This window comes from Microcoleus sp. Pol12B4, from assembly GCF_036701385.1.
Lineage (GTDB): Bacteria > Cyanobacteriota > Cyanobacteriia > Cyanobacteriales > Microcoleaceae > Microcoleus.
The window spans coordinates 36826-59030 of record NZ_JAUBQR010000009.1 but is presented as its reverse complement, the minus strand read 5'-3'; the positions used below and the strand labels follow the sequence as shown (position 1 = coordinate 59030).

At 45.3% G+C, this 22205-nt stretch carries 16 protein-coding genes; 9 read left to right on the top strand and 7 right to left on the bottom strand.

Annotation, left to right across the window (positions count from 1 at the left end; all coding sequences use genetic code 11):
• The 3 genes from QUA38_RS02800 to QUA38_RS02790 form a co-directional block, all read right to left on the bottom strand.
• Window positions 1-1172, bottom strand: a 1172-nt coding sequence (locus QUA38_RS02800; RefSeq protein WP_333158988.1) for an oligosaccharide flippase family protein, incomplete at its 3' end; no start/stop codon positions are given.
• Window positions 1173-1354: 182 nt separating this feature from the next.
• Entirely contained in the window at window positions 1355-2143 is a 789-nt protein-coding gene (locus QUA38_RS02795; protein ID WP_333075977.1) for a TIGR03943 family putative permease subunit, read from the bottom strand.
• Between the two features lie 179 nt (window positions 2144-2322).
• Window positions 2323-3402, bottom strand: coding sequence for a permease (locus tag QUA38_RS02790; protein WP_333158986.1), 1080 nt, complete (start codon window positions 3400-3402; stop codon window positions 2323-2325).
• A gap of 1002 nt (window positions 3403-4404) precedes the next feature.
• Here QUA38_RS02790 and QUA38_RS02785 point away from each other — a divergent pair.
• Window positions 4405-5844, top strand: a complete 1440-nt coding sequence (locus tag QUA38_RS02785) for an ATP-binding protein (RefSeq protein WP_333158984.1) — start codon at window positions 4405-4407, stop codon at window positions 5842-5844.
• A 109-nt stretch (window positions 5845-5953) separates the two neighbouring features.
• On the opposite strand, the gene dnaN is transcribed toward QUA38_RS02785, so the two are convergent.
• The 3 genes from dnaN to dnaA all read right to left on the bottom strand — a co-directional run bounded on the left by dnaN (window position 5954) and on the right by dnaA (window position 9090).
• Entirely contained in the window at window positions 5954-7093 is a 1140-nt protein-coding gene (gene dnaN / locus QUA38_RS02780) for a DNA polymerase III subunit beta (protein ID WP_006632140.1), read from the bottom strand.
• A 300-nt stretch (window positions 7094-7393) separates the two neighbouring features.
• The gene (locus QUA38_RS02775; RefSeq protein ID WP_333158982.1) at window positions 7394-7708 is read right to left on the bottom strand and encodes a hypothetical protein; all 315 of its coding nucleotides are present in this window, start codon (window positions 7706-7708) and stop codon (window positions 7394-7396) included.
• 11 nt (window positions 7709-7719) lie between these two features.
• Window positions 7720-9090, bottom strand: coding sequence for a chromosomal replication initiator protein DnaA (gene dnaA, locus QUA38_RS02770; RefSeq protein ID WP_333158980.1), 1371 nt, complete (start codon window positions 9088-9090; stop codon window positions 7720-7722).
• Between the two features lie 208 nt (window positions 9091-9298).
• Between dnaA and QUA38_RS02765 the strand changes: the two genes are divergently transcribed.
• The 6 genes from QUA38_RS02765 (at window position 9299) to QUA38_RS02740 (ending at window position 14575) form a co-directional block, all read left to right on the top strand.
• The gene (locus QUA38_RS02765) at window positions 9299-10540 is read left to right on the top strand and encodes an HhoA/HhoB/HtrA family serine endopeptidase (protein ID WP_333158978.1); all 1242 of its coding nucleotides are present in this window, start codon (window positions 9299-9301) and stop codon (window positions 10538-10540) included.
• A gap of 61 nt (window positions 10541-10601) precedes the next feature.
• Complete coding sequence (gene def / locus QUA38_RS02760; RefSeq protein WP_333158977.1) at window positions 10602-11162, top strand: peptide deformylase; 561 nt, start codon at window positions 10602-10604, stop codon at window positions 11160-11162.
• A 64-nt stretch (window positions 11163-11226) separates the two neighbouring features.
• Window positions 11227-11778, top strand: a complete 552-nt coding sequence (locus QUA38_RS02755) for an AAA family ATPase (RefSeq protein WP_333158974.1) — start codon at window positions 11227-11229, stop codon at window positions 11776-11778.
• Between the two features lie 140 nt (window positions 11779-11918).
• Entirely contained in the window at window positions 11919-12488 is a 570-nt protein-coding gene (locus tag QUA38_RS02750; protein ID WP_333158972.1) for a TerD family protein, read from the top strand.
• Between the two features lie 54 nt (window positions 12489-12542).
• Window positions 12543-13880 (top strand): TerD family protein, encoded by a 1338-nt coding sequence (locus tag QUA38_RS02745; protein ID WP_333158970.1) that lies wholly within the window; start codon window positions 12543-12545, stop codon window positions 13878-13880.
• Window positions 13881-13975: 95 nt separating this feature from the next.
• On the top strand, window positions 13976-14575 hold the full coding sequence (locus QUA38_RS02740) for a TerD family protein (RefSeq protein ID WP_333158968.1): 600 nt from the start codon (window positions 13976-13978) through the stop codon (window positions 14573-14575).
• Between the two features lie 144 nt (window positions 14576-14719).
• Here the strand turns inward: QUA38_RS02740 and lysS are convergent, their stop codons facing one another.
• Window positions 14720-16273 carry a lysine--tRNA ligase gene (gene lysS, locus QUA38_RS02735; RefSeq protein ID WP_333158966.1) on the bottom strand — a complete coding sequence of 518 codons (1554 nt, stop codon included), beginning with the start codon at window positions 16271-16273 and terminating at the stop codon, window positions 14720-14722.
• A gap of 489 nt (window positions 16274-16762) precedes the next feature.
• Here lysS and tkt point away from each other — a divergent pair, with 489 nt between their 5' ends.
• Both tkt and QUA38_RS02725 read left to right on the top strand, forming a co-directional pair.
• Entirely contained in the window at window positions 16763-18778 is a 2016-nt protein-coding gene (tkt, locus tag QUA38_RS02730; RefSeq protein WP_333158964.1) for a transketolase, read from the top strand.
• 492 nt (window positions 18779-19270) lie between these two features.
• The gene (locus tag QUA38_RS02725) at window positions 19271-22069 is read left to right on the top strand and encodes a PAS domain S-box protein (RefSeq protein WP_333158963.1); all 2799 of its coding nucleotides are present in this window, start codon (window positions 19271-19273) and stop codon (window positions 22067-22069) included.
• The last annotated feature ends 136 nt before the right edge of the window (window positions 22070-22205 follow it).

Sequence of the window (22205 nt, the reverse complement as noted above, 5' to 3'; positions counted from 1 at the left end):
AGAGCTACAGCAATCACGGCACCTAAATTACCTTTTAAGTGGTATCCCAGCGGTATAGTTATACATAGATTCACAAAAGTCAGCAGATTACCCATAGCTGCGTACTGAGACTTTCCTACGGCTAACAGACAAGAACCCATCATATTGTGCAAGGTGGTGTGCCAGATACCTAAAGCCAAGATTGGCATCATCCAAGAAGCCGCCACATACTCTTTCCGATAGAGTATTAAAATTAACTGATCTCCGAAGCTCACAAAAATTGCTAAACCTACGGCTAATGGTATTAGAATTAACTTGCGGTTGTTCAGGATCTTGGCGCGCAACTCCTCCCGCGGCAACTTGGCTAGCATAGAAATCGAGGGAAAAATCACCCGGCCACTAATGGCGATGATGACTTGGCGTGGCATATCCCCCAGGGTAAAAGCGATGCCGTAAATCCCCAACATTGTTAAAGTAAATATTTTCCCGAGAATGAGTCGATCGGCTTGAGAACACAGAAAAAATAAAATCGTAGACAAAAATATCCATTTGCCATAAGAAAATATTTCTTTTACTGCTTCTTTATCCCAAGCGAAGCGGTTTGACTTGCCGGGAATCAAAAAATGGCTCCATACTAACTCCACTAGAGCTCCAGTCCAGCCGCCTACAATGATCGCCCAAATGCTGCGATCGAAGAAAGCCCACACAATCATCACTGTAGTAGAAATTATCTGTGTACCCAACTCAAAAAGCACTACTTCCTTAACGCTCATTTTGCGTTCTAGGGTGGATACGGAAGTCGATTTAAACCCTCCTATTAGGGTATTTATACTTATGGCTGGAATCAACCACATCAGACGGGGTTCTTCATAAAATTGAGTAACTGGCGAGGTTATTAGAATTAAACACAACCAGACAAACAAGCTGCGAATAACTTGCATTGTCCAAGCAGTGTTGAAAAATTGAGGCTCGTCCCCGCGCTTGTTTTGAATGATACTTGGGCCCAGACCTATGTCTGTGAATAAGTTAATGCCTATGATGAAAACGTAGGCTAGACCCATTAGACCAAATAATTCAGGCAAAAGCAGGCGTGTCAAGATTAGGTTGCTACCAAATCGGATAATTTGACTGCTTCCATAACTTACGATCGTCCAAACAGCACCTTTGATAGCTAATTTTTTTTCGGATGACATATACTCAGAATTTATTTCCTAATTACGAGTGTAGTTGCTGAATTTGTTATTTGCAACTCCTATAGGATGCTGCTGCCATTTTTATAGCTGACTGTACAGTATCTTTATTTGTATACGGAGAAGGGGTTTTCAGTGTCCATCTCGCAATAAATGTAAAATAGAATCTCATACTTCCTCCATACCTAATAATCATAAGGATTTTTGGGTTCGGGAATTGGTTGGAGGGAGGATGCTTGAATGATTAATTTGCGCTTGCCTTGGAGTTCTTCTACGATCGTTTCTCCTTCTATTTCTAGCCAACTGTCTGGGGCAAAGGTGGTGCGGCTTTGACCGATCAGTAATTTTACCGGCAGCCCGATCGGATAGGCGTCGGCCGCGCAGCAGGTAATGATAAAACGCCCGATCCACATATATTGTTCTGCTATGTTGGGGGGGTGAATTACAAATCCTTGAACTTTGACTTTTTGACCTCTGTATGTATCGGGTTCTGGATTGAAATTTAACAGGCGCACCCATTCGACGAGCGATCGCTGTTCGGGTTTTGTAGTATTGCGAAATTCTTGGGGTTGCAGTCTGGTGATGGGCAGGGATTCGGTGAGACCTCGTTCTAATGCTGTCTGGCTGGTAAAAGTGCGTGGCGTTGTTAGTAAACCGATTAATGCGACGCTCAACATTAAGGTACTGCCGATGCTGGGGGGAAACAAAGTAACGTGTTCAACTTCTGTAATTCTGAGAGAGTTATTTGCTGGTGATGTTCGCGATTGCTTTGTGGTGCGATCGAGTTTTACGAGTTCCCAAGTTTTTAACCCGCCAATAACCATTAAGCCGATTCCTCCCGCTAAAGTCAAGCCAAAGTAATTGGGGTGAATGAGAATGCTTAATTTGCCTGTAATCCAATATTTGAGGAGCAGTATTCCCCACGCTAAGATAGCTAGGGCGTCCAGCCAGGGGCTAATTTTTTTAAGATTCATTTTGTAAGAGTCATTGAGAATTGGGAATAGGGACTTTGAAGGAAGAGAAATAAAGAATAAGAGGAAATAAGGAAGAACAAAGATTGAAAAAACAGCTATCCGTATATCCGTGATTACCGTCGTGAATCAATGTCCTTGAAAATCGCAACGGGTATTATTTATATGTCACATCTAATTTATTAACCTAAATACAAGTTAACACCGAGGGTCATTAAAAAGGTTAACTGAGCTGCCAAGACAATTATGTAAACTACGGCTCGACTTTTAAAAATTGACAGCATTAAACCTATGCCTTTGAGGTCAATCATCGGGCCGAAAACGAGAAAAGCTAACAGCGAACCGCTGGTAAAAGTGGAAGCAAAAGACAGGGCAAAAAAGGCATCTACTGTAGAACAAATGGATACGACTGCGGCTAATAGCAGCATGGCGAGAATTGAGGAAACGGGGCCTTGGCCAAGGTTTAGAATTAGTTCGCGGGGTGCGCCAACTTGAATGATGGCTGCGATCGCACTTCCGATTACCAACACTCCTCCCAATTCGCGCAACTCCTGTACCATAGTATCTAAAAGCAGGCGCAGACGCTCTTTAGAAACAGGGTGAAACATTGAGGAACGTTTCGAGGTTTTTTCTGTTTTGCCTGTTGGTAATGGCTTCCAGTCGTCTTGTAGCAAAGATTCGATCGGCACCGCCCCCCCCGGCTGACCGAGCATAAAAGTTCCCGACTGCAACAGCAGCGGAGTGTTGGCTTGGACGAGATCTTGTTCGGAAAACTCTGGTTTTGGTAGAGGGATAGCGCGGGCTACAGCAGGTTGCAGCAGAGGTCGCAAGTCTTTTTGGGCGCTGAACACCCAGCCGATAATTGTGGCTGTGACTAGGGAAAATACCACCCGCAAAACTACAATTTCTGGCTGATCGCGAAATGCCGTCCAAGTCGCCCAAATTACCACGGGGTTGATGGTGGGGGCCGCAAGCAAAAAGCCGATCGCGGCTGGTGCGGGTACTCCCTGCATCAGTAGCCTGCGGGCTACGGGCACGTTACCGCACTCGCACACGGGAAACAAAAAGCCGATCGAACTGCCCATTAAAGCCCCCAGTATCGGGTTTCGCGGGATGCGGGATACGAGTTTGCGTTCGTCTACAAACCCCAGCAGCAAACCTGAGAATAAAACTCCCAGCAGCAGAAAAGGTATTGCTTCTACTAACAAGCTGAGAAAAAGGGTAAAAGCATTGTTTAACTGATTCGTGAGGGCGGGTTGCATCGATCACCTACTGGTAAATTGCTATTTAATTACACGTCTTTGGCAGAACCCCCTGTCGATCATACCAAAGCACAGCACTAAGTTAAGATTCAGTTGAAACTTTTTTCTTACAATCCTCTATCTTATAGCCATCATTAAAAGTCGCAGAGCCTGGTAAGGAGATGGACGTACCGTTTCCCTCATAAATATGGCGTACAATATATATCCGTACCTACTTTTCACCATGGTATAGGATTAATTTTTACATTTAATAAAGCCTTTCCTGTGCTGGAATTGGTAGAGTTTATAATTTAATCAATGCTAGCTTGTGAATGATTTGGAATGGTTAAAGTTGTTTGAATTACACTCAAATTTTCTACCTGATATCTAATTCGGTGGCATTGGAATTGATATTACCCACAGTCAGGACACCGCGCCTGGCCCTTTCCCTACAATTAATCGGCAGCCGATGGTTAGATCTTTCATCGAAAAAAAGTGATTATTTTGGGGTAGGGAACGGCATTGCCGTGTCCTCCGTTGTCTTCAGTATCAAAGGCCGTAGCTTGTGGGGCGGGACACCATCGCGGTTATGGTGCGACATAAAACTCAGGGACGCGCACCCACGGGTACATTCGACCGCGAGGCGGGCGATCGGGCAATTCCGATTTTCCTCTATTGTCACTTTATTATATTTTGAAAAAATGTAATCTTATTATTAAAAATAGGTTAAGATCCGAATTCTAGGTTAATGAATAATTAAATAGTCGAACCAAGCGTTAATACCCCTCAAGTCAGTATAAAATCAAGTCAGGCATAGCCAGGGCGCATTTATATCGGTAATACTTAATATTGCCTAATACTTTAAGTGGTAAAATTTTTCTTACTACAGTCAGTTTTTTGTGTAATTTAAAATGCAGTTGGTCAGGAGATGCCGGTCAAAGCACTCAGCAACTCACCTGCTGACCTTTGGTAGCTGAATGTCTGCTAGCAAATAGAACCCCAAAAAAGCGTACTGATGAATTTATGTTGAATACCTCCTGCGTAGAAAGACCAGTCCAACCCATCTCCGAGGCTGACCTAGGAGAACTTTGTTTAGACTCTACTCTCCAACAATTGTCGCTGTACGATTTTCAGGTAGAAGCTACGGATTGGGGAATGCGAATTTCTCAGATGTTAGAAGCTAATCCGCTGTTACCGGGAGTCATTGTGACCCATCAAGGTGAATTTGCCGGCATGATTTCCCGGCGGAGATTTTTAGAATTTATCAGCCGTCCTTTTGGGCGAGAATTATTTTTAAAGCGACCAGTGAGGGCTTTGTACCGCTTTGCCGAAACTGAGAGTTTAATTTTTCCCAGCAATACTTTAATCGTGGATGCAGCCAGGAAGTCGCTGTTGCGATCGAAAGAACTGCTTTACGAACCGATTGTGGTTCAATTGTCACCTCAAACTTATAGTTTGCTAGACGTGCACGAACTGTTAGTAGCGCAATCCAATATTCATGAACTAGCAACAAAATTGCTGAGACAGCAAACTCAATCTCAACTAATTCAAACCGAAAAACTAGCCAGTTTGGGGCAGATGGTAGCCGGAGTCGCCCACGAAATTAGAAATCCCGTCACCTGCATCAGCGGAAATCTAGGCTTTTTGTCTAACTACTCGAAAGACATCATGGAGTTGCTGTCTGCTTACGAACACACTGTGGGTAACAGCGAAAAAATTGACCAACTCAAAAAACACATAGAATTTGATTTTTTGCAAGAAGATTGGGTAGAAATCCTCAAAAGTATGAAAGTTTCATCGCAGAGGCTGACCGAACTAGTCACCAGCCTGCACACCTTTTCTCATATGGACGAAACGCACTTGAAGGAAGCTAACATCCACGAATGTATTGACAGTACGCTGCTAATTATGAAAAACCGTCTGAAGTACGGATTTAATGTAGTTAAAAACTATGGGGATTTGCCTTTGGTTAAGTGTTACTCTGGTCAGTTGAGCCAGGTATTTATGAATATCATCAGCAATGCGATCGACGCTTTGGAAGAGGTACAAGGAGAAAAAAGTTTTGTGCCTGCGATTACGATTGAAACTGAGTTAATAGACAGTGCTGACGGAGACTGCGTTAATTCAGAATTAATTCAAAATTATGTTTTGGGCGATCGACAAAATGCCAAACAGCTATTATCCGCCAGCCAAAACGGCGACTTATGCCCAGAAGCAGGGGGAAAAAATCAAAATAACGCTTGGATAGCGATCCGAATTGCCGATAACGGGCCCGGAATTCCGCCAGAAATTCAGCGGCGGATTTTTGAGACATTTTTCACCACTAAACCCGCCGGGAAAGGTACCGGTTTGGGGTTGGCAATTACCCATCAAATTGTTACTGAAAAGCATAAAGGCAAATTAAATTTGCATTCTACGCCCGGTACAGGTACTGAATTTGAAATTTTGTTGCCGTTGACTTGAAGGAATAAGTCAGTTGTGATTAATTATTGGTAATTAGTAATTGGTAACAAATAACCAATTACCAATTACTAATGACTACTGACTCCTGACTAATGACTACTCACTCTTTTTAAGCTCGAAGCTGAACTGGCATCACCAAGAATGTAGCATTGACTCCGCCCAAAGGCTGGAAAATTACTGGCGCTAAAGCACCGTTTAATTGCAGTTGAATTTCGGGGGATTGAGCAGTTTTCAAAATGTCAATTAAGTATTTCACGTTGAAAGCAATATCTATGCTGTCTCCCGAAATCTGTGCGGGCATTGACTCTTTGCCACAGCCGACATCTTTAGCATCTACAGACAAAGTAATTTCCTGATTCTCTTCGTCGATGCTGCATTTGAGAATATTATTTTTTTGGTCGGCAAAAACGGCAATTCTTTCTACTGCTGCTAAGAACGATCGCCTTTCTAAGGTAATTTGCCGCTCAAAGGAGGGCGGAATCAACTGGCGGTATGCGGGATATTGCCCTTCCAAAGTGCGAGTTGTCAGCCGCTGGTCTGCCCATTCAAACACTACTTGACCGTGTTCAAAATGCAGGGTTACAGGTTCAGTCCACTGTCGCATAACCAGCATTCTTTCTACTTCCCGCAATGCTTTAGCGGGGACTGTCACCTCAAATTCTTCTTGGGTTTCTTCGCCTTCAGCTTTTTCATTTGCAGTTTGAACTACTGCCAATCTGTGGCCGTCTGTAGCTGCAAATTCCAAGCAATCTTGCAATACTTTTAAATGCACGCCTGCAAGTACCTGTTTTGCCTCGTCGGGGCTAGTAGCAAATAAAGTTCCTTTGAGTCCTTCTATCAAGGCTTCCGGTGGCAATTTGAGGATTGTTCCGGCTTCGATGGCGGGCAATTCTGGGAATTCTTCCGGGCCCATGCCTCTAACTTGGTAGCTGCCAGAACTGCAAGTGAGATATGCTACGGTGTCCCCCGCTTCGTCTTCTAAAGTAATCTCTCCATCCGGGAGTCTCGAAACAATATCGTTAAGCAATTTAGCGGGTATTGTAAAACTGCCGCCGCCTGTTACTTCTGCTGCGAAGCTGGTACGAATGCCCAAACTGAGATCGAAAGCTGTCAAGCTAACCCGCTGATTTTCCTCATCCGCTACTAAGAGCACGTTGGCTAGTACCGGATGTGTCGGGCGGGAGGGAACGGCCCGACTTACCAACGAGAGGTTGGCGTTGAGGTCACTTTGGGTGCAAACCAATTTCATGGTAGGAAGGTTAATTAACCGGATTTGAAACAGAAACAAATCGTATCACAGAAAGCCAGCGGGTCGGTTTTTCTGTGTGTAGGGCTTAAGCATGGGGCGCTTATTCCCGGTTTCTACGCAAAATTTTGCCTGTAAAAACGAGAAATCTTCGTAGAAACCGGGTTTCTGAGGTTAGCGCGCGTCGCGAACTATGTGTGTAGGGTGTGTAGGGCTCACCAGTTTTTTTTAATTTATTTAATTATTTTTGTATCGATCGCCCTGTGGAAACTGTGGAAAAAAAAGCTAACTGCTTGCTGGGAATCACTTGTAGGTAATAAGTACCTGTGGAAAACTTGTGGAAAAGCTGGTGCGGTCGATCGCCCATTTTTGTGCAAAAGCTGTTTCGGGCGATCGAGTAAAGTTTTCCACAAACAGAGGGGAACTTTTCCACAGGTTTTTCCACAGGCAAGATTGTCTATTATGGGAATTGTTGACTGTTGACTGTTGACTGTTGACTGTTGACTGCGTGGAGTGATGACTGTTGAATGTTGACTGTTGACTGCGTGGAGTGATGACTGTTGACTGTTGACTGCGTGGAGTGATGACAACTGACAACTGACAACTGACAACTGACAACTGACTTGTTCTCAAGTTTTGCGGCTGACAACATTAATTCGATCGCTCAACTGACGCAAAGTTTGGGCCAAATTCGGGTCAGTGTTCCGCAACTGAGCAATTTTGTCACAACTGTAAAGCACAGTCGTGTGGTCTTTTCCGCCGAACACTTCGCCAACTTTCGGCAAACTCAAACCAGTATGCTGCCGAATTAAATACATCCCTATTTGACGTGCCAGACTAATTTCTCGCCGACGGGAAATTCCTTTTAAATCTTCAACAGAAACATCAAACTCCTCAGCCACAACTGCAATTACTGCATCTGGCGTTGCCTCTACGCTTTCTGTTTGCGGATTCAAAACGGGGGCGATATTTTCCACGGTCATCGGCAAACCAGTAATTGAAAGATATGCTACCGCCCGAATCAAAGCTCCTTCCAATTCCCGAACGTTGGAAGTGTAACTAGAAGCAATGTATTCAATGACATCTCGCGGCAGCCGCATATTTTCATACTCAGCTTTTTTCTGCAAAATTGCCATCCGAGTTTCCAAGTCGGGCAATTGAATGTCGGCAATTAATCCCATCGAAAATCGGGAACACAAACGCTCTTGCAGGCGGGGGATTTGCTGCGGCGGACGGTCGGAAGCTAAAACTACTTGATTCCCGGCTTCGTGCAGAGTATTAAAAGTGTGGAAAAATTCTTCTTGAGTGTATTCTTTGCCTTCAATAAATTGGATGTCATCTATTAATAAAACATCGGCGGCGCGATAATGGTCGCGGAAAGTTTGCATACTGTCTTTGCGAATAGCGGCGATTAAATCGTTAGTAAATTTCTCAGTAGAAACGTAAAAAATCTTGGCGTTGGGGTCAATTTCCAAGCGATAATGACCGATCGCCTGCATCAAATGAGTTTTGCCCAAACCGACGCCACCGCACAAAAATAGGGGATTGAATTCTCGACCCGGAGACTCGGCTACCGCGAGGGAAGCCGCGTGAGCCATGCGGTTGTTAGAACCGACGACAAAGCGGGAAAATACGTATTTCGGGTTTAAATTGGCGGGTTTGGGGGGGTGAAGCGAGTGGCTTTCCGGGATATCGGCGATGGGGGACGGCCAAATTATGGCCGAGTCGCTGCTGCCGCCTGTTTCGTTTCCCCCGGCAATTGTCAAGTAAATGTCTACGGGATAGCCCAGAATTTCTGCGACTGCATCGGCAAGGATTTCTCTGTAATATTTTTGCAACCAATTGCGAGCAAAGGGGTTGGGGGCGCTCACGATCAAACAGTTATTTTCGAGTTGTTCGGCTCTAGCAGTTTTGATCCACGTCTCAAAGCTAGGTCTGCTCAGTTGTACCTGGAGACGTTCAAGTATCTGATTCCACAGACTTTCGAGGGGAATGTCCACTGCTCACCTCTGCCGATCGGCATTCAAGATATTAATTCTACAGTCTAGAGAGTTTAGTCCTCAGATGCTAAAGTTTAAGGGAGTCTGCCGTAGCTTGCGGGGCGAGACGCCATCGCCCAAAAATTTGGCGGCTCTGCAGTCCAAACCAGGTATCGGGGAGCTGCTCAGCAAATATTTAGATTTGGCAGGAAAGCCTTAAAACATGGCAATGAAGAGTTCTACTGGCAAATTTTGGAAGCAACCGGCAATTTACATATTGCTGCTGGTAACGGGAGCCGGGGCCGCCATGTTGGGCGATCGTCTGACGGTTTCTCAATTTCGTGCAAACTCTGGCGATTCTGGACAAAGGGCGCTAGAACCGAAATTGCAACTGCCTCGTAGTACAAAGGATCGAGTTAGCAAAGTTTTGCCGCCTGCTTCCTTGTCGGGCGACGGAACTAATGTGAATTTTATTGTGGCTGCAGTGGCAAAAGTTGGCCCGGCAGTGGTTCGGATCGATGCTTCGCGCCGGGTGAAACCGGGAAATAGAGGGCTGTCGCCGGAAGATTTTTTTGGCATAGAACCGAATTCGGGCGGCCGGGGCGGAATCGAACGGGGCACTGGTTCGGGTTTTGTGATCGGTGCCGACGGCGTGATTCTCACTAACGCTCACGTTGTAGAGGGAGCCGATACAGTAAATGTAACTCTCAAGGACGGCCGCAGCTTTCAGGGGCGGGTGTTGGGAGCTGATAAGGTGACGGATGTGGCTGTGGTGAAGATTGAGGCGAATAATGTGCCTGTGGTGGCGATCGGCAATTCGGATAAACTGTTGTCTGGGGAATGGGCGATCGCGATCGGCAATCCTTTGGGTTTGGACAATTCCGTAACTGCCGGGATTATTAGCGCTACGGGGCGATCGAGCTCTGACGTGGGCGTACCGGACAAGCGGATCGGTTTTATCCAAACAGACGCTGCAATTAATCCGGGGAATTCCGGTGGCCCGCTGCTGAATGCTTCGGGCCAAGTTATTGGCATGAATACGGCGATTATTCAAGGTGCTCAAGGATTGGGGTTTGCGATTCCCATTCAGGCGGCGCAACAGGTGGCGAAGGAACTGATTTCGACGGGGAAAGTCGAACACGCTTATTTAGGCATTGAAATGGCGACACTGAATCCCGAGGTTAAGCAGCAAATTAACAGCAACGCTAACAGCAGTCTGCGAGTTACAGTCGATCGGGGTGTGGCTATTGTTAGTGTAGTTCCTGCTTCTCCCGCTGCGGCGGCAGGTTTGCGGGCTGGAGATGTGATTCAAAAAATTAATAATCAGCCGATTATTCAGTCAGAAGCTGTTCAGGAGTTCGTGCAAAATGCTAAGGTTGGCGGTCTGTTGCAAATGGAAATCAACCGCAACGGGCAAATAGTTAATTTGACTGTTAAACCGGGGAGTTTGCCAGTTCAAAAAGTTGGATAATGTGTTGACGGTTGACGGTGGACAGTTGTTACCAAATACCAATTACCAATGACTACTTAATATGGCAGAAATCTTACAAATCTCACAATTAGGAAATCCCGTGCTGCGCCGCCACTCGCAAGTGGTCGAGAATATTAAGGACGATCGCATTCAACAGTTGATTGACAGCTTAATCTGTACAGTACAGCAGGCAAACGGAGTGGGGATTGCCGCCCCTCAAGCGGCTCATTCCGATCGGCTGTTCATTGTCGCATCGCGCCCCAACCTGCGCTATCCTCAAGCACCCCACATGGAACCCACAGCGATGATTAATCCCCGGATTGTGGCTGCATCAACAGAGACAGTCAAAGACTGGGAAGGCTGTTTGAGCATTCCGGGGATTCGGGGATTGGTGCCCAGAAGTAGGGCGATCGAGATAGAATACACCAGTAGAGACGGCAAACTCCACCGACAAGAATTGACAGACTTTGTGGCCCGGATTTTTCAACACGAACACGACCATTTAGATGGAATCGTGTTTTTAGACAGGGTAGAAAGCACCAGAGAACTCATGGCAGAGGATGAGTACCAAAAGCAATTTGTTAATTTACTCCCTTCAGCACAAATCTGTGAGCCGATTTGAGATTTACTCGTTATTATTCACTCGTTTTTTGTAGCGCAGAGTCATTGAATCTATTACAAACAGTATGAATAGCAATCAACAACCTGCAAATCATCAGCCACAAATTATTTTGATTACGGGGAATATGGCTTCTGGCAAATCAACTGCTGCCCAAGCACTTGCCGAACGTTTGCCCAAAAGTGTTCACCTGCGCGGAGATATCTTTCGTCGCATGATTGTGAATGGGCAGGCGGAAATGGCGTTAAATTTGTCAGCAGAGGCATATCAGCAACTTCAACTGCGCTATCACCTGGCAGCAATGGCAGCGCGACACTATCTCCAGGCTGGCTTTACGGTTGTCTATCAAGACATCATCATTGGTTCGGCACTCAGTGAGGTGGTTGCCGCGTTTCATGATGTGCCGTTGTCAGCGATCGTTCTGTGTCCCCAGGCAGAGGTTGTAGCGGCACGAGATGCAGCAAGATCCAAGACCGGATATGCCAACGAAACAATGGTTTATGCATTCGATCGCATCCTCCGCACCGAAACTCCTCGTCTCGGTTATTGGCTGGATTCAACCCATCTAACGGTTAAAGAAACGGTCGATCGGATTTTGGCAAATTTGCAAGATGAATGAGTGAAATAACATCGCTATGTGCCTGAGCGCGATCGCTCCTAAATCAATCGTTTAAAGGGAAGACATCTTATACTTGACATTTAAAATTTGTGATATAACTGTTAACAATAATATCAAAGATGTTGCGAACAGGAGAGCAAATGTCTATCAATTTGGAAAAAGGCGGGAGAATCAATCTATCTAAAGAAGCACCTGGGCTGAAAAATGCCGGGATTGGTTTGGGATGGGATATCAATGCTACCGACACGGGCGCAGCGTTTGACTTAGATGCTTCCGTGTTTATGTTGGGGGCTACTGGCAAAATCCCCGGCGAAAAATACTTTGTTTTCTACAACAACAAGGAGTCGCCGGACACTTCTGTAATACATCTGGGAGATAGCCGAACAGGAGAAGGACTGGGCGATGATGAAACCGTTACAGTCGATTTAACCAAAGTCGATCCGGCGGTGCAAGAAATTGTGTTTGTGGTGACTATCCACGAAGCAGAATCCAGAAGGCAAAACTTCGGTCAAGTGCGGAATGCTTTTATCAGGATTTACGACACTACTACTAACACAGAGGTAACGAAGTACGATTTGGACGAGGATTTTTCTAGGGAGACTGCGGTAGAATTTGGCAGACTTTACAAGAAAGATGGCGAGTGGAGGTTCCAAGCTGTAGGACAAGGCTATAATTCAGGCTTGCAGAGCTTTGTGGACAAGTATGCCTGATAAAAGGTCGATCGCTCCTAGCTAAATAAATCGAGGGGAAATTCGGAAGCAGGAATGTTTCCCTCGATTTTAAGCAATCAGACTCATGAGGTGACAAACCAGATGGGAATTCAATTAAAGAAGGGCGAAAGATTTAATCTTTCTAAAACATCTCCAAGTTTAACAAAAGTTGCGATCGCCCTGGGTTGGGAAATAGCAACTAAACTAAACTTATCCGACTCAAGCCCGCAAAGCTGCGATATCGATGCCTCGGTTTTTGCATTAGGTTCGGACGGAAAAATCCCCGATGAAAGATACTTTGTATTTTACAATAACTCGCAGTCGCCGGACGGAGCGATCGCCCATTCGGGAGATAATCAAACTGGTCAAACTCAAGGGGATGACGAGACAATTTATGTAGACTTAGAAAAAGTAACGGCTGCCGTTGAGGAAATGGTTTTTGTGGTCACGATTCACGACGCACAAGCTAAACATCAAAATTTCAGCCAAATCAGAAATGCTTTTATCCGATTGTACGATCGAACAACCGGCAGCGAATTAGCGCGGTACGATTTAACAGAGGCTTTTTCTGAAGAAACCGCGATCGAGTTTGGGCGGCTGTATAAAAAAGATGGAAACTGGAGATTTCAAGCAGCCGGACAGGGATACAAAGCAGGATTGCAGAGTTTTGTTGACAAATATCATTCGGACATCAAAAACTCAAAAAATTTCGGAGAAATGCCACAAATAAAGCAAGTCACCCTGCCTAAAATAGAGAGGAATGAAGCCAGCAAAAAAACTCCAAAAGCTAGAGAAATCAAACTCGAAAAAACAGGCGATTCGCACAAAATAAACCTCAGTAAATTAGGGAGTTCGGAGTTGCTGGTAGTTCATGCCAATCTCGACTGGGAAGAACTAGAAAATAGGAGTGAATTTTGGGGAAAACAGCAGGGAGAAAATGGCACTCCAGATCTCGATCTTGGTTGTATGTACGAAATGGCTAACGGCGAAAAAGGAGTAATTCAAGCATTAGGAAAAAACTTCGGCTCAAAAACGTCTTCACCATACATTTTTCTCGATAAAGATGACCGCACCGGTGCAACAGAGGGAGAAAATATGTATATTCTTAGACCGGATTTGATTAAACGGGTGCTGTTTTTTGGTTTCATCTACTCAGGGGTTGGCGATTTTGAAACTGTGCGGGGACGAATGTTCTTCAAAATTAGCAACGGCGAAGAAGTACATATCGAACTCGACAACCCAAATAGAAATAGAAGTTTTTGTGGGGCGGCAATGATTCAGAATACAGGTTCCCAGATTGTAATTGTCAAAAAGGAAAGATACTTTAAGGGGCATGAAGAAGCCGATCGCTACTACGGATTTGGATTTAATTGGCATAGAGGTACTAAGTAGAGGTGGCAGTCGAGGAGAACTCATGGTGTTAAATAAAATGCTAGATTGGGAGTAAGCTTTGATCTCGAACGTCAACCTTACAAAATCACAAAACTATGGCTATCAACTTAACAAAAGGACAATCAATCGTTCTCAGCAAAAGCGAATACGACTTGTCCAGACTGACAATGGCTTTGGGCTGGGATGTTGCACAAGCTAAAAAAGGTCTTTTCGGTCGAAGCAGCGGTGCCAATTTTGACTTAGATTCCTACGCTATGCTGCTGGGAGAAAATGGCAAAATAAAGAATTACAAAGAGGATGTAATTTATTACTCTCATTTGGAGTCAAAGGACAAAACAGTTGTTCACTCAGGCGACAATCTCACGGGGGCTGGAGACGGAGACGACGAACAAATAGTGGTGAAACTGAGTTCTTTGCCAGCAGAATATCACAAAATTATTTTGGGCGTAAATATTTACGATGGAAAAGAGAGAAAACAGCATTTCGGCCTGGTAGAAAATGCTTTTGTGAGGGCTGTAGATGCGGCAGGGAAAGAAATAGCTCGCTATCGCTTGTCAAATGACCCATCTTATGAAGGAAAATTAAATATGTTGATGGGAGAAGTTTATCGAGAAGGCGGCGAGTGGAAGTTTAAGGCTTTGGGAAATCCTTTGGCTGAAGATATGAACGGTGTTGTCGGTTCATTTATGCGGTGATCTTAAAAATGTTGTTTTAACCGCAGATAAACGCAGATAAACGCAGATGAAATTCCATCTGCGTTTATCTGTGTTAATCCGCTGATATCAGCGGTTAAAAAATCCCCATGTACTTATTAGACATCTGCAAAAAACCTACTCCAATCAATCTTTGACCGGCCGCATTGTCGGGAACATGACGGCATCTCGGATGCTTTGAGTATTCGTTAAAAGCATCACCAATCTGTCTACACCGATACCCATTCCGGCACAGTTAGGCATTCCCAAAGATAGCGCTTGAATAAAGTCTTCATCCATTGGATGCGCTTCGTCATCGCCGGCATTTTTCTGCGCCAACTGTTCCTCAAACCGCTTTCTTTGCTCCTTCGGATCGTTCAATTCTGAAAATCCGTTCGAGTATTCTGTACCGTTGATAAATAGCTCGAAACGTTCTACAAATCCGGGCTTGCTGCGATGTCCTTTTGCTAAGGGACTGACTTCGACAGGATAGTCGATGATGAATGTAGGTTGAATTAATTTGGGAACAACTAATTTGTCAAAAACTGCATACAGCACGTAACCTAAACTCTGTTGTTCTAACTTAGACAGGTGCAATTCTAACTTGGTTGCAGAGGCGATCGCACTTTCTAAGTCCAAACTGTCAAAATCCAGCCCAAACTCGTCTCTGACAGCTTCTACCATCGTTTTGACTTGCCAGTGTTTGCCACTGAAACCGGGATACTTTTCGCTGTAGTCGAACTTGCGTTCTAAACTAATCGTTTCCCCCTGATTTTCAATTTCTTTGACCTCCCCAAATACCGCCGCCGCTGCGAAACACATCACGTCTTCGACAACTCCTAAAATGTCGAAAACATCAGCATAAGCTTGGTAAACTTCCAAAGAGGTAAACTCAGGATTGTGGGTGCTGTCAATCCCCTCATTTCTAAATGCTTTCCCTAGTTCAAATACTCGCTCGAAACCGCCGCAAATTGCTCTTTTTAAGAATAATTCTGGAGCCACTCGCAAATACAAATCTACCTCTAAAGCATTGTGGTGAGTGATGAATGGCTTAGCAGCAGCACCGCCGTAAATAGCTTGCAGTGTTGGCGTTTCTATTTCGTAAAAATTGGCTTGCCAGAGATAGGAACGGATGCTTTGGACGATGCGACTACGCAGCATAAAACGGTTGAGCGCATCTTGGTTGCTTGCCAAATCCATTTCGCGGTGACGGCGGCAAACTTCGGGGTCGTTAATTCCGTAATAAGAATCGGGAAATTGAATAGTAGCTTTTGATAAAAGCTTTAATTCCCTCACTAAAATAGAAAGTTCTCCCCTGGGGGTGCGGCAGCCGATACCTTCGACGCCGACAAAATCGCCGACATCGAGCAATTTTTTAATTTGTTCAAAGCTCAAACCGACTTCGCCTGTGACGATTGCTTTCTCGATTTTGAGTTGAATTTTGTCTGTGGCGTCTTTTAAATCGATGAAACCAATTTTGCCGCTGTCTCGCTTGGAAGTGATGCGGCCGGCTAATCGCAGGGAAATTTCTTCGGGGTCACTTTGTCCGTTTTCGAGTTCTTTTCCCGGCTGACTAAATATTTCGCGAACTTGCTTGGCTGTGTGCGATCGCGCGTAGGATTCACTGGGATACGGTTCTATGCCTTGCGATCGCAGTTCGTCTACTTTTTGACTGCGGACTTCGGCTTCACTGAGAGTCATTAGTTATTGCCTGATTAAAATTACAAATATCTGACATCTTGCACTATTCTGGCGCTCGTGCGATCGGGTGGGCTAGAAGAGCTCAACCCTACTCCCCACAAGAAAATTCACTCTTTGTGGAACAGGCATCTTGCCTGTTCGTGACAAAGCTGCAAGATGTCAGAAACACCAAACTCTATCATAACTAGGTGGTTTTGAGAGCCAATTTGCCAAATAATAAGTTACACCCTCTCGTAGCTCGATCGCACAGACCCGCACTCGCCTCAGAAATATCTCCGATAACAATTTGTGATCGAGTGCACAAAGCGACCGAAACATTAAAAAATTAAGTTGTCTGTCGATCGCAACTGGTGAGATGATATGTAGTGCAGCCTCACGGCAGTTCCATCGAAACTGAACAGCAAAGACGATCGTCGATCGAACTCGGCTCATCGCACCTCTGTCAGAATCGACCACACACTCTCTCTCTTACATATAAAAACCAGAATTATGGCTGTTGCAACGCAATCACTCGAAGAACTCTGCATCAACTCTATCCGCTTTTTGGCCATCGATGCGGTAGAAAAAGCAAAATCAGGACACCCGGGACTGCCGATGGGCGCTGCCCCTATGGCTTTTGTGCTGTGGGATCGGTTCATGCGGTTCAACCCCAAAAACCCCAAGTGGTTTAATCGCGATCGCTTCGTCCTCTCCGCCGGCCACGGCTGTATGCTACAGTACGCCCTCCTGTACTTGACCGGCTACGATAGCGTCACCCTCGACGACATCAAGCAATTTCGCCAGTGGGAATCCAGAACCCCCGGACACCCCGAAAACTTCATGACCGAAGGCGTAGAAGTTACCACCGGCCCCCTGGGACAAGGAATTGCTAATGCCGTCGGTTTGGCAATGGCAGAAGCTCACCTCGCTGCTAAGTTTAACAAGCCCGACCACACAATTGTTGACCACTACACCTATGTCATCATGGGTGACGGTTGCCACATGGAAGGCGTTTCTGCCGAAGCTTGTTCTTTAGCCGGACACCTCGGACTCGGCAAATTAATTGCCTTGTACGATGACAATCACATTTCTATTGAAGGCGACACAAGCTTGGCCTTTACTGAAGATGTCGGCAAGCGTTTTGAAGCTTACAACTGGCACGTTATTACAGTAGACAATACCGCTCTAGACGAAGATACTAACCTAGAAGCAGTTCACAAAGCTATTGAAGAAGCCAAAAAAGTCACGGACAAACCGTCCATGATTAAAGTCCGCACCGTCATTGGTTACGGTTCTCCCAACAAGCGCAATTCCTACAGTGCTCACGGTGCTGCTTTGGGTAGCGATGAAGTGAAAGCAACTCGCGATTTCTTGAAGTGGGAACACGCACCGTTTGAGATTCCTGATGATGCTTTGTCACACTTCCGCAAAGCAGTCGATCGCGGTGCTCAAGCTGAGCAAGAATGGCAGAAAGCTTTTGATGCTTATAAAGCAGCATATCCTGCAGAAGCTGCAGAATATGAGCGCAGCGTTGCCGGCAAACTTCCTGAAGGTTGGGATAAAGTTTTGCCGACATACAAGCCGGAAGATAAGGCAGATTCGACTCGGAATCATTCTGGAAAATGTTTGAATGCTTTGGCAGGTGTCCTACCTGAATTGATCGGCGGTTCCGCTGACTTGGCATCTTCTAACATGACTTTGCTCAAGGGTGAAAAAGACTTCCAAAAAGGTCAGTACGAAGGACGTAACCTGCGGTTTGGTGTGCGGGAACACGGCATGGGTGCGATCGCCAACGGTATGGTACTGCATGGCGGTTTAATTCCTTACTGCGCCACTTTCTTGGTATTTGCTGACTATATGCGGGGAGCAATTCGCCTCTCTGCACTCTCGGAAGCTGGAGTTATTTATGTAATGACTCACGACTCCGTAGCTTTGGGCGAAGATGGCCCCACTCACCAACCCGTTGAAACCATCGCTTCTCTGCGAGTAATTCCCGATTTGTTGGTAATGCGCCCAGCAGATGGTAACGAAACATCCGGCGCTTACAAAGTGGCAGTTGAAAGCCGCACTCGCCCAACTTTAATGGCTTTGTCGCGCCAAAACTTGCCTAACTTGGCTGGAAGCTCGATCGAAGGAACAGCCAAAGGCGCTTACATTTTGTCCGACGACGGCGGCACTCCCGACATCATTTTAATCGGCACCGGCGGCGAAACCTACCTCTGCGTTGATGCTGCTGAAAAATTGCGCGCCGCAGGTAATAAAGTGCGCGTAGTTTCGATGCCTTGCTGGGAATTGTTCGACTTACAAGATGCCGCTTACCGCGAATCTGTACTGCCGAAAGCTGTTACTAAGCGGTTGGCAGTTGAAGCAGCTTGTAGCTTCGGCTGGGGACGTTATTTGGGTTCCGAAGGCGATAGCATCAGCATCGACAGATTCGGCGCTTCTGCACCGGGCCCCGTTGCTTTAGAAAAGTTTGGCTACACCGTTGATAATGTAGTAGCTAAGGCTCAGGCGCTGCTGGGTTAATAGCAGCAGCATAATTTTTGGTGGGGCGGGCTTCTGGCTCGCCCCATTTTTTATAGAAGAAGGAAGAAGTTCGGCAACGGATGTAACAGATGTAAACGATGTAAGCGATGGGTGGAAGAAGGCTTTAGTTATCTAGGAGAGAAGGCTTTAGTTATCTAGAAGATAAGGAAGAAGGAAGGAAAAGCTAAAATCTAAAATCTAAAATCGCAATATTGGGTTTCACTTCGTTCTACCCAACCTAGAGCTCGCTACAGCTCGCGAATCATTGAGAATTGCTATATTAAGAGTTACGGAAGAAAAACCTGTTTCTAGGACAATATTCGGTTTGGCAACGAGGCATCTAACCAGAAACCGGGTTTTTAGCCCCCGGTGCGTTCAAGGCTGTATCTTTCAAAAATTTGAGATAGGTTATAAGTCATTGGGTTAAATTACCAATTACCAATTACCAATTACCAATTACCAATTACCAATTCTCGATTACCCATTCCATTTATGATGATTTGGAAATTTTTAAATCACCTGTTATTCATCGGGAATTATATTCCTCAAGGCTACTGTTACCTTTGGCAGCGAGAGCTAGTCGCGCTCCACATAGTGTCAGACTCTATAATTGCCCTGGCCTACTATTCAATACCGCTATCCCTAATTTATTTTATCGGTCAGCGAAAAGACTTGCCCTTCCGCAACATCTTTTGGCTGCTTGCAGCCTTTATTATCTCTTGCGGCACTACCCATATAATGGAAGTTTGGACGCTTTGGCATCCTGTTTATTGGGTTTCTGGCAGTCTAAAAATTATTACCGCCGCGATTTCTGGTTACACCGCATTTGCATTAATTCCTTTCGTTCCCCAAGCATTAACTCTCCTGAGTCCAACTCAATTAGGGATGATTGAACTAATACTGCAAAAAGAAATAATTGAACGCCGAGAAACGGAAGCTCGCTATCAAACTTTAACTGAAGCTTCGCCAGTAGGAATATTTTATGCAGATGCTGGAGGAGACTGCTTGTATGTCAACGAGCGCTGGTGTCAAATTTCGGGAATAACCTGTGATGAAGCTTTGGGCAAAGGGTGGTTGCAAGGCATTCATCCAGACGACCGCGATCGGGTTTGTTCTGAATGGTATAGCGCCGCGCAGGAGAAATTGCCATTTAAATCTGAGTACCGCTTTCAAGGCATTAATCCCACTCAACTCAGTTGGGTATTCGGTCAATCTGTCGGTCAAATTGGAGAAAATGGGGAGGTTAAAAATTATGTATGTACTCTTACTGATATTACAGAACGCAAGCAGATAGAAGATGAAAATCGACTGCTCAATGAAACTCTGGAGCATCGAGTTGCTGAGCGCACTGCTTTAATCGAAATTTCTAACCACCAATTGCAAAAAGAAATAGCTTACCGAGAAAAAATTGCACTCACTTTGTTGGAATTGACGCAACTGCAAAATGCAATTCTTAATAGCGCTAACTACACAATTATTTCTACCAATGCCGACGGTACAATTAAAACATTTAATCGGGTGGCAGAGCAACTTTTAGGTTATTCCCTAGAAGAAGTAGTCGGGAAAGTCACGCTAGCAATAATTCACGATCCTCTGGAGGTCGCTCAAAGAGCTGAAGTTCTTTCTCAAGAATTGGGAGTGAAAATAGAGCCGGGAATTCAAGTATTATTTGCCTTGCCGTGCCGGGAAATCGCGGACGAAAATGAATGGACTTACATTCGCAAAGATGGTTCGCGGTTTCCGGTACTGCTGTCAGTAACTGCCTTATTTGATAGTAGCGGAAATATTAACGGTTTTTTGGGTATAGGTCAGGATATTAGCGATCGCAAACAAGCTGAAAAAGAGCTGCGTGACCTAACCAGTGCCATGCAAAATGCGGTGGAAGGCATTTCACGGCTCGATATTGAGGGACGCTACGTGAAGGTTAACCGAGCTTACGCTCATAAATGCGGTTACGAACCGGAACAAATGCTTGGCATGAAATGGGAGAGCACCGTACATCCGGGCGATGTTGAAATGGTGCTCTCTGCTTATCAGGAAATGGTAATTTCTGGCAAAGTAGAAGTTGAAGCTAGAGGAGTCCGAAAAAATCGCTCGTTTTTTTATAAGCAATTAACGATGGTAAAAGCTTGCGACGCACAAGGGATATTTAACGGTCACCACTGTTTTATGAAGGATATCACTGAGCGGAAACTAACTGAAACTGCTTTGCAGGAAAGCGAATTTAAGTACAGGCAAATAGTTGAATTAGCAGAAGAAGGTATTTGGGTAATTGACAGAAATGGCCTCACGACTTACGTAAACCACGCAATGGCGCGAATGCTAGGCTATAGTGAATTAGAAATGTTCGGCCGGCCGCTTTTTGATTTCATGGACGAACGGGAAAAATCACAAGCTATGGAAAATGTCGAGCGGCGCAAGCAAGGTATTGGTGAACAACACGAATTTAAATTCAAAAGCAAGGACGGCAAAGATATTTGGACTGATATGTCTACCAGTCCAGTCATGGATTCCCAGGGTAATCTGCTGTCTTGTTGCGCCTTGGTTTACAACATTACAGGCCGCAAAGAAGCAGAGCAGCAAATGCTGCAACTTACAGAAGATTTGAAGCGTTCCAACGAGGAATTAGAACAATTTGCTTATGTGGCTTCCCACGATTTGCAAGAACCGCTCCGAGCCGTTACCAGTTACACTCAATTGCTGGCCCAGCGCTATCAAGGAAATTTGGACGATCGCGCAGATAAGTATATTCATTATATTGTCGATGGCGCCACCAGAATGCAGCAGCTAATTAACGATTTGTTGGCGTATTCCCGCCTGGGAACGAGGGGTCAGGAGTTTGAGCAGGCCGATTGCAAGGCTGTGGTTAAGCAAACTATGTGCAATTTGCAAATTGCGATCGCCGAAACAAAAGCTGTCATCACCTGCGACGCGATGCCAACTGTGATGGCGGATGAATTTCAACTGGTGCAATTATTCCAAAATTTGATCGCCAACAGCATCAAATTTTGTCGCCAAGAGATCCCGTTGATTCATATCGCTGCCCGTAGGCAAGAGAGCGAATGGGTGTTCAGTGTCCGCGATAACGGCATTGGCATTGATCCGCAGTATGCCGATCGCATATTTATCATTTTTGCCCGCCTGCACTCCCGCCGCCAATATTCCGGTACTGGTATAGGTTTGGCCATGTGCAAGCGCATTGTTGAACGCCACGGCGGGCGCATTTGGGTGGAATCTCAAGAGGGAAAAGGAGCGACTTTTTACTTCACTATTCCTATAATTAGTACCTGAAGCCTCAAAATTCAATTTTGTTTTTATACTTTAAAGGATACGCCGGTTATGAGCGATCGAAGCACTGTTAGACCTATAGAGATTCTGCTGATTGAGGATTCTCCCAGCGATGCCGATTTGGCAATAGAAGTCCTCA